This window comes from Exiguobacterium artemiae 255-15, from assembly GCF_000019905.1.
In the GTDB taxonomy this organism is placed as follows: domain Bacteria; phylum Bacillota; class Bacilli; order Exiguobacteriales; family Exiguobacteriaceae; genus Exiguobacterium_A; species Exiguobacterium_A artemiae.
Map to the genome: position 1 here is coordinate 1,424,644 of NC_010556.1, position 13,416 is coordinate 1,438,059.

General features: G+C 48.5%; 16 protein-coding genes and 3 pseudogenes. 13 read left to right on the top strand and 6 right to left on the bottom strand.

Going from position 1 to position 13,416, the window contains the following annotated elements; genetic code table 11:
* The first annotated feature begins 221 nt into the window (after nt 1–221).
* The 5 genes and pseudogenes from EXIG_RS07415 to EXIG_RS07440 all read left to right on the top strand — a co-directional run bounded on the left by EXIG_RS07415 (nt 222) and on the right by EXIG_RS07440 (nt 4,901).
* Nucleotides 222–1,684: pseudogene (locus tag EXIG_RS07415) on the top strand (SulP family inorganic anion transporter).
* A 17-nt stretch (nt 1,685–1,701) separates the two neighbouring features.
* Nucleotides 1,702–2,121, top strand: a pseudogene (locus EXIG_RS07420) (universal stress protein).
* 87 nt (nt 2,122–2,208) lie between these two features.
* Nucleotides 2,209–2,712, top strand: a complete 504-nt coding sequence (locus EXIG_RS07425) for a YusW family protein (RefSeq protein ID WP_012370314.1) — start codon at nt 2,209–2,211, stop codon at nt 2,710–2,712.
* 86 nt (nt 2,713–2,798) lie between these two features.
* A protein-coding gene (locus tag EXIG_RS15730; RefSeq protein WP_234944597.1) for an IS3 family transposase occupies nt 2,799–4,360 on the top strand; the annotation gives its coding sequence in 2 pieces (ribosomal slippage) (nt 2,799–3,432 and nt 3,432–4,360; 1,563 coding nt in all).
* 121 nt (nt 4,361–4,481) lie between these two features.
* Nucleotides 4,482–4,901, top strand: a complete 420-nt coding sequence (locus EXIG_RS07440; protein WP_012370316.1) for a GNAT family N-acetyltransferase — start codon at nt 4,482–4,484, stop codon at nt 4,899–4,901.
* 4 nt (nt 4,902–4,905) lie between these two features.
* Here the strand turns inward: EXIG_RS07440 and EXIG_RS07445 are convergent, their stop codons facing one another.
* From EXIG_RS07445 to tnpB, 3 genes are all read right to left on the bottom strand, one after another.
* Nucleotides 4,906–5,382: a hypothetical protein gene (locus EXIG_RS07445; RefSeq protein WP_012370317.1), complete on the bottom strand. Its 477-nt coding sequence runs from the start codon at nt 5,380–5,382 to the stop codon at nt 4,906–4,908.
* Nucleotides 5,379–5,588 carry a helix-turn-helix transcriptional regulator gene (locus EXIG_RS07450; RefSeq protein ID WP_012370318.1) on the bottom strand — a complete coding sequence of 70 codons (210 nt, stop codon included), beginning with the start codon at nt 5,586–5,588 and terminating at the stop codon, nt 5,379–5,381. The genes EXIG_RS07445 and EXIG_RS07450 overlap by 4 nt, the downstream gene beginning before the upstream one ends.
* A 314-nt stretch (nt 5,589–5,902) precedes the next feature.
* Entirely contained in the window at nt 5,903–6,994 is a 1,092-nt protein-coding gene (tnpB, locus tag EXIG_RS07455) for an IS200/IS605 family element RNA-guided endonuclease TnpB (protein ID WP_012370319.1), read from the bottom strand.
* Nucleotides 6,995–7,161: 167 nt separating this feature from the next.
* Here tnpB and EXIG_RS15920 point away from each other — a divergent pair, with 167 nt between their 5' ends.
* From EXIG_RS15920 to EXIG_RS07470, 6 genes are all read left to right on the top strand, one after another.
* Nucleotides 7,162–7,338, top strand: a complete 177-nt coding sequence (locus EXIG_RS15920; protein WP_012370320.1) for a hypothetical protein — start codon at nt 7,162–7,164, stop codon at nt 7,336–7,338.
* A 120-nt stretch (nt 7,339–7,458) separates the two neighbouring features.
* The gene (locus EXIG_RS15575; RefSeq protein WP_052294381.1) at nt 7,459–7,803 is read left to right on the top strand and encodes an FAD-dependent oxidoreductase; all 345 of its coding nucleotides are present in this window, start codon (nt 7,459–7,461) and stop codon (nt 7,801–7,803) included.
* Between the two features lie 5 nt (nt 7,804–7,808).
* On the top strand, nt 7,809–8,342 hold the full coding sequence (locus EXIG_RS15580; RefSeq protein ID WP_081432748.1) for a flavin monoamine oxidase family protein: 534 nt from the start codon (nt 7,809–7,811) through the stop codon (nt 8,340–8,342).
* Between the two features lie 78 nt (nt 8,343–8,420).
* Nucleotides 8,421–8,543 (top strand): hypothetical protein, encoded by a 123-nt coding sequence (locus EXIG_RS16150; protein WP_268741713.1) that lies wholly within the window; start codon nt 8,421–8,423, stop codon nt 8,541–8,543.
* Nucleotides 8,540–9,052 carry an NUDIX hydrolase gene (locus tag EXIG_RS07465; RefSeq protein WP_012370321.1) on the top strand — a complete coding sequence of 171 codons (513 nt, stop codon included), beginning with the start codon at nt 8,540–8,542 and terminating at the stop codon, nt 9,050–9,052. Before EXIG_RS16150 ends, EXIG_RS07465 begins: the two co-directional genes overlap by 4 nt.
* Nucleotides 9,037–9,642 carry an HAD-IA family hydrolase gene (locus EXIG_RS07470; protein WP_012370322.1) on the top strand — a complete coding sequence of 202 codons (606 nt, stop codon included), beginning with the start codon at nt 9,037–9,039 and terminating at the stop codon, nt 9,640–9,642. Before EXIG_RS07465 ends, EXIG_RS07470 begins: the two co-directional genes overlap by 16 nt.
* A gap of 73 nt (nt 9,643–9,715) precedes the next feature.
* Here EXIG_RS07470 and EXIG_RS07475 read toward each other — a convergent pair whose 3' ends face one another.
* From EXIG_RS07475 to EXIG_RS07485, 3 genes are all read right to left on the bottom strand, one after another.
* Complete coding sequence (locus EXIG_RS07475) at nt 9,716–10,900, bottom strand: MFS transporter (protein ID WP_012370323.1); 1,185 nt, start codon at nt 10,898–10,900, stop codon at nt 9,716–9,718.
* A 32-nt stretch (nt 10,901–10,932) separates the two neighbouring features.
* Complete coding sequence (locus EXIG_RS07480; RefSeq protein ID WP_012370324.1) at nt 10,933–11,511, bottom strand: TetR/AcrR family transcriptional regulator; 579 nt, start codon at nt 11,509–11,511, stop codon at nt 10,933–10,935.
* Between the two features lie 105 nt (nt 11,512–11,616).
* Nucleotides 11,617–12,438, bottom strand: coding sequence for a hypothetical protein (locus tag EXIG_RS07485; protein WP_012370325.1), 822 nt, complete (start codon nt 12,436–12,438; stop codon nt 11,617–11,619).
* A 19-nt stretch (nt 12,439–12,457) separates the two neighbouring features.
* On the opposite strand from EXIG_RS07485, the gene EXIG_RS15995 reads away from it, so the two are divergent.
* Together EXIG_RS15995 and EXIG_RS07490 are read left to right on the top strand one after the other, a co-directional pair.
* Nucleotides 12,458–12,673, top strand: coding sequence for a hypothetical protein (locus tag EXIG_RS15995; RefSeq protein WP_200859022.1), 216 nt, complete (start codon nt 12,458–12,460; stop codon nt 12,671–12,673).
* Nucleotides 12,618–13,346: pseudogene (locus EXIG_RS07490) on the top strand (glycoside hydrolase family 1 protein); the annotation flags it as partial. The gene EXIG_RS15995 and the pseudogene EXIG_RS07490, both read left to right, overlap by 56 nt.
* Nucleotides 13,347–13,416: the final 70 nt, after the last annotated feature.

A 13,416-nucleotide genomic window follows, 5' to 3' on the forward strand; every position in this document is an offset into this window, starting at 1 on the left:
CGAAGACGTTTAAGCGACCTACTCAAATCCAACTCCGGTACTACACAAGGAGTTCATCGATTCGGATGAACTCCTTTTTAGTATGGATCAAATTTATCGTTTGAAAATAAAAAGACCAAAAGTGTTCCTTTTTGAAACTAATGGTGCTAGACTGTGGATATTCAAAACAGGACAGGATGTTGAGAAAGAAACAGTTCTCAACAGAAAGGTGGAAGAAATAAATGAAAATGAGTCTACGAGAACAGTGGTTCTCAAATATCAGAGGTGATGTGTTGGCAGGCATCGTCGTCGCCCTGGCGTTAATTCCGGAGGCGATTGCCTTTTCGATCATCGCCGGAGTCGATCCGATGGTCGGATTATACGCTTCGTTTTGTATCGCTGTCATCATTGCCTTTGTTGGTGGCCGGCCGGGGATGATTTCAGCAGCGACCGGTGCGATGGCCCTGTTGATGGTTCCGCTCGTCAAGGAACACGGACTCGATTATCTGCTTGCGGCAACGATTTTAACCGGAGTCATTCAAATTCTCTTTGGGGTCTTCAAGATTGCACGGGTCATGAAATTCATTCCGCGTGCCGTCATGATCGGGTTCGTCAATGCACTGCGATTCTGATTTTTATGGCCCAAGTCCCGCATTTCATCGGGATTTCCACGATGACGTACGTCTTCGTCGCCATTACGCTGACAATTGTCTATCTGTTACCGCGTTTTCTTAAAACGATTCCGGCACCACTGATTGCAATCATCGTGCTCACGATTGCGGCGATTTATTTAAACGTCGATTTACGGACGGTCGGTGATCTCGGAACGATTCAACGGTCGTTACCGTCGTTTTTCTTGCCGGACGTCCCGTTGAACTTCGAGACACTTCAAATTATTTTCCCGTATTCACTGGCACTCGCGATTGTCGGATTACTTGAATCATTGCTGACGGCGACGATCGTCGACGATATGACGGGCACGGAAAGCGAAAAAAACAAGGAAGCCCGCGGGCAGGGGATTGCGAACTTCATCACCGGTTTCTCCGGCGGAATGGCGGGTTGCGCGATGATCGGTCAATCGGTCATCAACGTCAAGTCAGGAGGACGTGGGCGGCTGTCGACACTTATCGCCGGGCTGTTCCTGATGTTTTTGATCATCGTCCTCGGAAACTGGGTCGTTCAAATTCCGATGCCGGTTCTTGTCGGAATCATGATCATGGTCTCAATTGGCACGTTTGACTGGTCGTCGTTTACGTATCTCCGTAAAGCTCCGAAAGCCGATGCCTTCGTGATGCTCGCGACAGTCAGCATCGTCGTTGCCACACATGATCTGTCAATCGGCGTCATGGCAGGTGTCGTGTTAAGTGCCCTGTTCTTTGTCGCAAAAGTCTCGAAAATCAAGATCAAGCAACAGATAACGTCCGGAAAAACGGTATATACCGTCAAAGGTCCGTTATTCTTCGCGTCGGTTGATCATTTCATCGCTTCGTTTGATTATGAGGGGACGAACCAACAAATCCGGATTGATTTCAGCAGCACCCAAATTTGGGATGATTCGGCCGTCGGAGCGATTGACAAGGTGATGCTCCGCTTGATGGCGAATCAAAACAAAGTCGAACTGATCGGATTGAATCCGGAAAGTAAGAAACTGATTGATCGGTTGGCGGTTCATCAGGATCCGATCCCGAAAATTTCCACACATTGAGTTAAGGGGGAACGGTTATGTATCAACATATCTTATTAGCCGTCGACGGTTCGGACCATTCCGTCCGGGCGGCGGAAGAAGCAATTAAGATTGCCCGGCTCAGTCCGGACAGTCAGGTGGAAGTCGTTTTCGTCGCCGATTTTGGAAAAATTAAAGACGATGTCCTGCATACGAAAGGAACGGCAGGGCTTGAAGTGGCCCGCAGAAAAAGACTGGCACCGGTCGAAGAAAAGCTCGAAGCAGCAGATGTCTCCTATTACGTGACGATTCTTCGCGGTGAGCCGGGTCCGACAATTGTGGATCACGCCAATCAAAAGCAGGTCAATTTAACGATTATCGGCAGCCGGGGGTTAAACAGTCTGTAGGAAATGATGCTCGGTAGTGTCAGTCATAAGATTGCCAAACGCGTCAAATGTCCGGTTTTGATTGTGAAGTGACGAGTGAATCTTTTTCTGAAATCGCACATTAAAATGATTTATGTGTCTTGACCCGGGGTATAGTCAAAAAAAGAGGGGGTCATTCTAATGAAGAAGACATATTTGGTACCGGTTCTTGGTCTTGCCCTGTTTGCCGCAGGATGCGGCAATTCGGACAATCAGGAAACGGAAAAAGTCGAGGAAACGACAACGACAAATGATAATTCGATGACGGATGACAGCACGATGAACGACGATACGTCAGGTACACAAGATCAGGATACAGTGACGGACAATGCCGACAAAGATTACGGATTCGTCAGTCTGTCAGTCGAGGCAGATACTTCGGACATGATGGACGCCGTCGACATTAGTTATGACCGTGATAACGACGGGACGGAAGCCGATTACAAGATGAACGGTGAGCAGGCGCAAGGCAATGAAGCGATGAAGACGCTGGATGCCAAGCTCGACGAACTGAACCTTGATGCCGATACGTCAAATGATGACGCGATTGCTCAAGTCGAGAAAGTCTTTGGCATCAATGACGCGACCCGTCTTGAAATCGAGATCGAGTTTGCCGATGGTACAGAAAAAGAATTTAAGAAGTAAAAAAAAAGAGGTGCCAAGTGATATGCTCCCCAAAAAGTAGACAGTTGAAATAACAAAAACTGTCTACTTTGAAGGGAGCTTTTTCTATGGCTACATCTAGATTTTCGATGGATCAAAAACTACACATCATTCAGATGTGTGAGGACGGAATCGACTCAATCAAGTCGATCGCCTCGCTCTTCGAGCTTTCAGTCACAACCTTGAATAGATGGAGAGCAAAATATCGTACGGGCGGTCCCTCCGCACTTCGGAGTCGATCAAAGTGGACCCGCTATCCCGAAGACCTAAAGATGAAAGCTGTGCGCGCAGTACTCGACCAAGAAGAATCGCTCACTAGCGCTTCGGTACGGTTTGATATTTCGAATATAAGCGTACTTGCGAAGTGGATCGAGAAGTATACTAGTCATAGTACTCAAGGGAAACCATTGAAGGAGCGATCCATTATGACTAGAGGTAGAACCACTACATTCGAAGAGCGTGTCCAGGCAGTTATGGACTGTATACAAAACGGAAAAGACTATCAACGCATCATGGAGACCCATCGGGTCTCGTACCAACAAATCTATAGTTGGGTAAGAAAGTTCGAGAAGGATGGAATCGACTCACTGATAGACCGTCGCGGTCGTCAGAAGCCAGTAGAAGAATTGACGGATACAGAACGTTTCGCGCTGGAGCTGAAACGACTCGAGCGAGAAAATGAGCGTCTACGTATGGAGAATGATTTCTTAAAAAAGTTAGAGGAGATCGAGAGGAGGTCACGTTAAATCAAATTCGACTTCAAGATAAATATGAAGCCATCCAATCATCGGTAGAGCAATTTGGTTATCCAATCATTGCCCTATGCCACCTCGCTTGTGTCTCGCGCGCTGCCTACTACAAGTGGTTACGTCGGATAGATATGCCGAAAGCACGTGAGACGGAGAACATGAAAATCATCGAAGAGATGAACGAGATTCACCTTGCGGTGAACGGAATCTATGGCTATCGACGAATAACATTAAACTTAAAACGCCGTTTCGGAAGAAACGTTAACGCGAAGCGTGTCCGTCGTCTGATGCATGTCGCTCGTATTCATTGCGTCATACGCCGGAAACGTCCTTTGTACATTCGTAATCGTCCTCAACAGACCGCAGAGAACATTCTGAACCGTGATTTCAACGCGGCAGGACCGAATCAAAAATGGGTAACGGATGTCACGGAATTGAAGTATGGCGCCTCTCAGAAGGCGTATTTGAGCGCTATTCTAGACCTACATGATGGATCTATCCGTGCCTTCGTTCTTGGGCACTCAAACAATAATCAGCTCGTGTTCGATACACTCGAACTCGCCTTGAAAGGCGCACCCGGAAGCCGTCCCTTACTTCATAGTGATCGAGGATTTCAATATACTTCGCATACGTTTCGTCACATGACACGCGTGGCGGGTATCACACAAAGTATGTCTCGGGTTGGTAAATGTATTGATAACGGTCCGATGGAGTCCTTTTGGGGAGCGTTGAAGTGCGAAAGTTATTATCTACATAAGTTTACGGAGTTCGACGAACTCCAACTTGCAATCCAGAAGTATATTCATTTCTACAATGAAGAACGGTATCAACAACGATTAAACGGCTTGGCTCCATTAGAATACAGAGCTCAAGCCGTTTAAAAGATTTTTATTATTTATCCTGTCTACTTGACGGGGAGCAGTTCAAAGCGGCGCCTCTTTTTCTTTTCTCTCTATGATATGATGAGAACGTATTGTAAAATATTTCAATCGGGGGTTTTGAATGATGGAAATCACAAGCGGTACGACGGAAGATGGGCAATGGATCCGGGAGCAACTGATTGCTTATAACCGACAACACGTTCCGGCAACGCTCTTTACGGAAACGGAACCATATTGCTTTTTGGCATGGGATGAAGACGAGCAACTCCTCGGCGGTGTTACGGCAAGTTATGTGTGGAATCATCTGCAGGTGCACTTTTTGTGGGTCGACCCGGAAAACCGAATCGGCGGTACCGGAAAACAGCTGATGGCAAAAATCGAATCGATTGCCGAAGAAAAATCATGCAGTAAGATCTTGCTTGATACGTTCAGCTTTCAGGCACCGGGCTTTTATGAAAAACTCGGATTCGAGGAATACGGTCGTCTGCCCGATCATCCGGCGGAAGGACAGACCCAGTACTTTTTCGTGAAGCATTTATGAGTGTTTAGCGTTGGTAATGATAGACCCAGGCCGCCATATAGGAAAGCGTTCCTGCTGTTAAGACGAGCGCAATGGCGTAAAATGAAAAGTTTGGAAAAATCGACATCAGCGGAACGTCAAATAAAAAGCAAATCATTAGAGCGGGTAAAGTAATTAAAAAAGTCACATAGGCGGCGCGTGTTGCCTTTCCTGTGATCGCTTCTTCCCGTTCATCTTGATCAGAAAACTCTGTAGTCGACGACGACCACTTGGAAAAAGAACTCTTCTTATCTGTTCGCATCCAGTAGCCGGTGACCGAAAGACCAATTGCGACCAGTATGACAGGAAGAATAATGGAAAGGTCCAGTGTCAGATTGAAGCCGGTTCCTTTGACCGGATCATTTTGAAAAACATTTAGTTGATCGTGAATAGAACTAATGAAAATAGCTGCCAAAAAATACATACAAATGTTTAAACACGACTGAATGATGACACGTTTCATTCCGATTCCTCCTCCAAGTAGAAAATCGATTCGACCGGACGCTCGAACACCCGTGTAATCTGCATCGCAAGCAACAGAGATGGGGTGTAACTGCCTTTTTCAAGCGAAATGATGGTTTGACGCGTAACACCAATCATCTGAGCAAATTGTTCCTGCGTCCATCCGTTGCTGCTCCGCAACGATTTAACCCGGTTCGTCAGCTTCATCACAGTTTCTCCTTCATTAGTTGATACTTAAATTGTAAAGTATGTTTTACATTTTGTAAAGTTGGTTTTACATTTGAATAAAAAACAGACTGTTACTTTTTTGAGACTCTTTATCAAAAATCATCGAATCTCTTGAATTATCGGAATATTCAACCGATAAACGGGTAACTTACACAAAACGATGACGGTTGGCGTGAACTACTCACCACTTATTCGCTTCGCAAATTGAAGTGGGAGCTTCTTGGGAAGACCGTACTTTTACGAGCTACGATTATTGACCAAGCTCATCGGGTGGTTCCCACCCTGAAGGGGTTTCAGTCTGCTAACAGCAACAAGTTGATACTTGCGTTGATATCTCGATCATGATGCGCACCGCAAGTACATGTCCACTCGCGCACATCCAACGTCTTCTTCTCGCCTTTCGTTCCACAAGAAGAACAGATTTGCGTTGAGGCGTACCATTGGTCCGCTTTGATCAGTGTTCGTCCGTAGAATGTGCATTTATAGGCCAATTGCCGGACGAACTCATACCAACTGACGTCTCCGATCGATTTGGCGATCGTATGGTTCTTCATCATGTTCTTCGACTTCAGTGTCTCGACGACGATGACTTGGTTCTCGTCAACCATCCGTTTCGACAGCTTATGAAGAAAGTCTTGACGTTGATGTGCAATCTTCTCATGCTTCTTGGCGAGGATGATCCTCGCCTTGTCTCGGTTCTTACTCCCCTTTTTTTTGCGGGACAAGGCACGGTGTGCCTTCTTGATCTTCTCTTCGGACTTTCGAAGGAAACGAGGATTGGCAACTTTCTCAGAAGTCCACTCGTCGTTCGTCATGATGGCGAAGTGTTCCAGACCAAGGTCGATTCCTACTTTATTCTTAGCGGGAACCCATTGCTCTTCGGATTGATCGACTAGAATCGAGATGAAGAATTTCCGGGTCTTCGTCATCGAGACCGTCGCGGACTTGATGATACCAACGAACGGACGATGTTGCTTCAACTTCACGAAACCGATTTTAGGAAGCTTCACCTTACGATCTTCGATTCGGATGCTCCCCTTCAGATTATTTGTCGTGTAAGAGGCACGGGCGTTGTGCTTCGATTTGAACTTCGGGAACCCAACAGACGGATCTCGAAAAAAGTTGGTATACGCTCTGTTCAAGTCCATCTGAGCGTTCGCAAGGGAAAGGCTGTCGACTTCTCTGAGGAAAGGGAATTCCGGCTTGTACTTCGCCGGGGTTGGGAGCTTCTGTTTCGCGTTAGGGTTCAGTTTCGAATCTTCATACAATCGAATCCGCTCTTCGAGCATCTTATTGTAGACGAAACGGACACAACCGAACGTCTTCACGAAATATTCTTGTTGGGATTTCGTCGGAGAGAGTCGAAACTTGTACGCCTTCAGCAACGCAATCACTCCTTTCCTTTTGATTCGTTACACTGATTTTATCAAACAATCTCAGTCTTGAAAAACAGGGCGATTCATCTCCCACCTACGTTGGGCTTCGCCCCGTTACGCTTAGAGGTGGGAGAATTCTCGCTAAATTTAGTTAAAGAGAGAAAGGAGGCGCCGACATGATGCCGGAATTGTTACCTGACGAGCGTGAACTCGAGCGAAGGATTCGAATCGTCCATTTGCTGCGTAAACTCGGGAAATCCGACGAAGCCATCGCCAAATCATTATATGTTTCCACCGAATGGGTCCAGTCGATCTTTGATGAAGACGACTGGCAACATATGCAATCATCCTAAAGAACGACGAACAGAGTGTCGGATGACGCTCTGTTTTTTTGTTTGCTTATGTTAAAGAGTAGGCGGTCGAATTGTTTTTCGGTACACTGAGAAGGAAATCACTGGAAAGAAGGGATCAACATGCCACGAATCGCTGTCGTCGGTGCCGGTCTGACCGGCTTGTACACCGCTTGGCGTCTGCAGGAAAGGGGAGATGAGGTCACGATTTTTGAAGCACGTGACCGGATCGGCGGCCGGGTCCTGACGAAAACGGTGACGCTTAAAGATCAGTCCTATGCGTTTGATCTCGGACAAACCTGGTATTGGCCGGAAACAGAACGTTTGATGAAGACGCTGATTGAGAGTCTGCAACTGCCGGTCCTTGTTCAGGCGACCGAAGGGACGATGATGCTCGAACGGTCACCGGGCAAGTCGAACAACACCGGTTACCGGACGGTCAAACGGTGTTGTCGCACAGACTGGTAAACGGAATGCACAGCGTGACGGAGGCGCTGGCGGAACGGCTGCATCCCGGAACGATTCAACTGGCGCACCGTGTGACGGCGATTGAGGTCACCGAGCAGGTCGAACTGACGATGGAGCAGAGTGGGAGCCGATTCCGGCAAACGTTTGATCACGTTATCGTGACACTCCCGCCGCGACTCAGTGGACTGATCCAATGGCGTCCCGCTTTACCAGAATCCGTGCACGATCAACTGAGGACAACACCGACCTGGATGGCCGGGAAAGCGAAGGTGGTCGCCGTGTACGATACCCCATTTTGGCGGCAAAGTGGTCGATCCGGTTTCGCCACCAGCTGGTCCGGTGTGCTGCAGGAAATCCATGATGCGTCACCGCCGACCGGCCCCGGAGCCCTATTCGGATTTTTCCGCCTGACGGCAACGGAGCGTGCAACGCTTGGAGAAACAGCAGTAAAGCGGCAGGTCATCGAACAGTTGATCCGTTTATTCGGAGAGGAAGCCGGTCATCCGATTGCCGTTTTGTATCAGGACTGGGCAAAATAACCGGAGACGGCAGCGAAAGCAGATGCTGAACCGTTAATCGATTTTCCCGTCTACCGACCGATTCGACTGGAAGGTGCATTGCAGAACAAGGTCACGCTGCTTGGAACGGAAAGTGATCCGACGTTCGGCGGACATTTGGAAGGCGCGTTACAATCGGTCGAGCGGTGGTTAACTGCGTATACGGAGGAGGATGAATCATGAATACAAACGAACCAACATTTCACCGGGCATTTGGTACATACGGCATCTATTATAATGAAGGAAAACTGCTCGTCATTCATAAGCAGGGTGGACCGTACACGTACCGGTATGATTTGCCGGGCGGGAGTCTGGAAGATTTCGAGACGTTGCCGGATGCACTGGACCGTGAATTCCAGGAGGAGACCGGGCTGACGGTCCGTTCCAAACAGTTGCTTGGAACGTTTGAATTTTTCCTTCAGTCCGACTGGCACCGGGCGTCGCATCTGCATCATATCGGCGTATTTTTCCGCGTGTTAGAAGCAATTGGGGAACGGTCTGTACCAAAGACATTTGATGGGCAGGATTCGACCGGTTCGTCCTGGGTCAGCCGGACAGACGTCGAAGCGTCGAACGCGTCACCGCTTGTCTTAAAAGCCTTCGACTATTTGAAAAATCCGGAAACGGATAAACTGACCCGAGTACAGGACTGGATTGTCCGGCAGGAGGCGATTCCATGTACCGGCATGTGATTTGGGATTTTGACGGGACGCTGTTTGATACCTATCCGGTCATGGCTAATGTCTTGCAGGAGACGTTACGCAGTCAGGGACAGAATGTTGCAATTGAGTCGATTTTGGAAGCGATGAAAATCTCGGCGAAAACGGCCTATGAAAAGTATGGGCTTGATGCGGACGCGATTTCACGGTTTAAAGAACAAAAAGCACAAACAGAACTTAAAGCGGCTCAACCGTTTAAAGAAATACCGCAGCTTTGCCGCTCCATTCAAAAACACGACGGACATAACTACATCCTGACGCATCGCGGAGCATCGACGTTTAAACTGTTACAGGCGAACGGATTGACAGGGATCTTCCGGGATGTAGTGACGGCGGAGCGGGGATTTGCCCGAAAGCCGAATCCGGCCGCAATTCAGTATTTGATGAAACACTATCAGATGGAACCAGCTGAAACCATCATGATTGGTGACCGAGAACTTGACGTACAATCGGGACACCAAGCCGGAATTGACTCCTGCCTGGTTGCGGACATGCCGGCGGATCAAACTGTCGCAACGTATGTTGTATCCGATATGAAAGATTTGGCTAAATTGATTTTTTGATAATCACAACTCAAAAAAAGGCCCGAACGGACACGAATTCTTTTAAGAATACGTAACATGTGCGGGCCTTTTGTCATGATGTTTTTTCTTCAGCCGTCAGATCAGCCGGCTGTTGTTCCCGCCAGACGAACGTCAGGGCGATGCCGATGGCAAGCATGACGGTCGCGAAATAAAACGGATAGTTGAGATCGACGTCAAACAGGATCCCACCGATGATTGGTCCGAGAATATTCCCGATACTCGTAAACATCGAGTTCATCCCGCCGACGAAACCTTGTTCGTTTCCGGCGATTTTCGATAAATACGTCGTGACGGCAGGGCGCATCAAGTCGAAACCGACGAAGACGACCATCGTCACGAGAATAATCGCAAGGTAACTTGTCACATACGTCATGACGAGGACGAGCAAGGTTGAGCCGATCAGGCTGTAGCGGATGAGACGGATCTCACCGAACCAGCGTGTCAGGCGCTCAAATAAACCGACCTGGACGATGACACCGACGATGGCACCGAGTGAAATCGCGAGCGCGATGTCTTTTGCCGTGAAGCCGAACTTCCGGTCGACGAACAGCGCAAACAGTGACTCAAACGACGCGAGTCCGAATGAAGAAATCAGCAGCACCATAAAAGCGATGAAGTAGAGCGGTGAAAAGACTTTCCGGAAACCAGTTTTTTGCTGCGGTGTTGTCGTCTGTTCATAATGGCGTTCCGGTTCGCGTAACGTAAAGATGGACAAGATCATCGCGGTCAGACCAAATGCGGCGGCAAAGAAAAACGGCATCCGCGTTCCGATGTCGGCCAGGAAACCGCCGATGCCCGGTCCGATGATAAATCCGGTCGAAATCGCCGCGGACATATAGCCGAGCGCTTTCGGACGGGTTTCGTTTGTCGTAATATCAGCGATGAACGCCGTGACGGCCGGCATGATGAAGGCGGCACTGACACCGCCCAAAATCCGCGACGCAAATAAGACTTCGACCGATTGACCGAGACCAAACAGCAGTTCCGACATGCTGAAGATGAACAGACCTATGATGATCATCGGCTTGCGGCCGTACTTGTCGACGGCCCGACCGGCGAGCGGAGATAATACAAGCTGGGCAAAGGCGAATGCCGAGACCATGTAACCGACGGTCGAACCGGAAATGTTCAGCTCGTTCATGATGGTCGGCGTGACGGGAATGACAAGACCAATCCCTAGAAAGGCGATAAACAGGTTAAGCAACAGGGTGCCTAAGATCAATTTGTTGTTTTGCATGGTGAATTCCTCTGTTTCTGTAGTTTAAATCATCAGCGGACAAGTCCGCGCCAAAAAATCGGCCAAACGGCGGTGAAACGCCGTTCATACGCGGCGACGCCATTGAACACGAACTCGGTCATCGTCCCTTCCGTCACCGTCAAATAGGCGAGGGCGGCACTGGCATAATCATCCGAATATAAAATCTGTTCCGTCCGATTGCGTTCCCGTAACAAACGCGTCAAATGGCGTTGCATCGTATCAAAAAACGGATTAATCAAATCCGTCACTTCCCGTTCGAGTTTGACGGGCGGAAAATAAGCAATCCGTAAAATGAACTTCAATTGATCATTTTGGGTGCTCTCCTCGAGGAACCAGTCAAAAAAACCTTTCAGACTCTGCTCGAGTGACAGATGACGGGTCGAGATAAAGTACGTGGCGAGATGCGTTTTTTGTGTGTCGAGGGCGTAACGCATCGCTGTCAAAAATAAATCATCTTTTCCGCGGTAATGCGCATAAATCGATGGTTTCTTGATGCCGACGTCCTGCGCGATCTCCTGTAAGGACGCTCCTTCATAACCATGCTGGGCAAAGTGCCGCAGGGCCGTTTGCAATAATAATGAAGCTTTCATTTCGTCACCTTCCTAACGGTCGTTAGTTAACAGCCTAACAGATTTAAAACGATTGTCAAACAAAAAAGCCGAAGGTCACTGGGACCTTCGGCTGCAAACATTTAATTATTTGTTGGCGATACGACCGCGTGAAGCAACACGTGAACCTGTGATGCCGGCGATTGATGTCACAATCATCGTTAAGATGAGAGCGACGAAGCCCCAGATTGAAACTTTAGATGCTGTTTGTGTCGCTTGTTCTGTTTGAACACGAACATCTTCAACTGTTTTCTTGAGATCAGCTGATGTTTCATCAAGTGTTTGTTTTGCGTTTTCGATTTGTTTGCTTGTTTCGCTTGTTGCCTGGTTTAAACCGTCAACGATATTTTTCGTTGCTTTGTCAGCCTCTGCTTGTGAAAGGTCTGTGTTTTGAGCAACGGCTTCAGCGATTTTATCTTCATCGACTGATTTTTGGATTTTTTCTGAACGTGCTGTCAATTTGTCACCGAGATCGCTGACGATTTTGTCGAAGTCTTCCGGTTTTGTTAAAACGTCGTTACCGGCTGCTGTTGCGTCATCTTTGACGGCATCGAGCTGACCTTGCAGGTAGTTCGGTTGTAATTCTGGAATGTCTGTATCTTTCAGAATCTCATCGACATTTCCTTCAAGTTCTTTTGTATCGACGTTTGAGACGTTATCCGCCACTGAGCTGAATCCCTTTGAGACAGCATCTGATGTTGTGCTGGCGATGGCGCCGACACCTTGACCTGCTGCACCACCGACTGTACCAAGCACAGAACCGACTGTTTGGAACGTGTTGATTGTCGTGAATGTCAACAAAGCGAACAAGAGAATGACACTTGTCGACCATGTGAGGAACCCGTGAACGAGTCCGGCACGCGATGATGTCACACCGGAAACGAAGCCGGCGACGAACAATGAGATCAAGAGTGAGAGAATCGCCCAGATGGCTAAGCCGATGCCGACGCCGTCAAACGGTTTGTCGGACGTGACGTCCGTGACACCAAAGCCGATGGCTGAACCGATTAAACTGAATGTAATTAAAAGTGCGAAAAATGATACGACTCCCGCGATGATGGAGCTCCAGGAAATGTTACGACCTGCACCATCTGGCGAAAGAATATGGCGGCTGGCGCGACCGCCGGCTCGTGACGTTCTTTGAACGCTACAGCCGTGTCTTGTTCGAGCGTTATCAAGGTAAGGTCAAGTACTGGCTGACGTTCAACGAAATCAACGGCGCCCAGTTCATGCCGATGCTCAGCCTCGGGATGGCGGTCCGTGAAGACGAAAACATGTTGCAGTCGACTTATCAAGGTCTGCATCACCAGTTCGTCGCGAGCAGTCTGGCGACGAAGGCTGCCCGGGAAATTGATCCGACGATGCAAATCGGATGCATGCTGATTGCCGCTCCGGTCTATCCGTTCAGCTCAAACCCGGTCGACGTCCAGTTTGCGCTTGAAGAAGAACGGATGATGAACTATTTCTGCGGGGATGTCCACGTCCGCGGCGCCTATCCAGCGTTTGCCGGCCGGTTCTTCTCTGAAAACAACATCGAACTCGTGGTCGAAGACGGTGATCTTGAATTACTGCGGGACTATACCGTTGATTTCTTCTCGCTCAGTTACTACATGTCACGGACAGAAAAAGCGGAGAAAGACGGAAACGAGGCCGGCGGAAACATCATGAGCGGCGTCAAAAATCCCTATTTGAAAGCGAGCGACTGGGGTTGGGAAATCAATCCGGACGGGTTGCGGATTATCCTGAACAAGTTGTATGACCGCTATCAGATTCCGTTGTTCATCGTCGAAAATGGACTCGGCGCCTACGATGAAATCATCGCCTCGAACGGTGCGACATTGACGCAGACATCAGTTTCAAAATAAGCAAAAGGACCGGCATCGCACA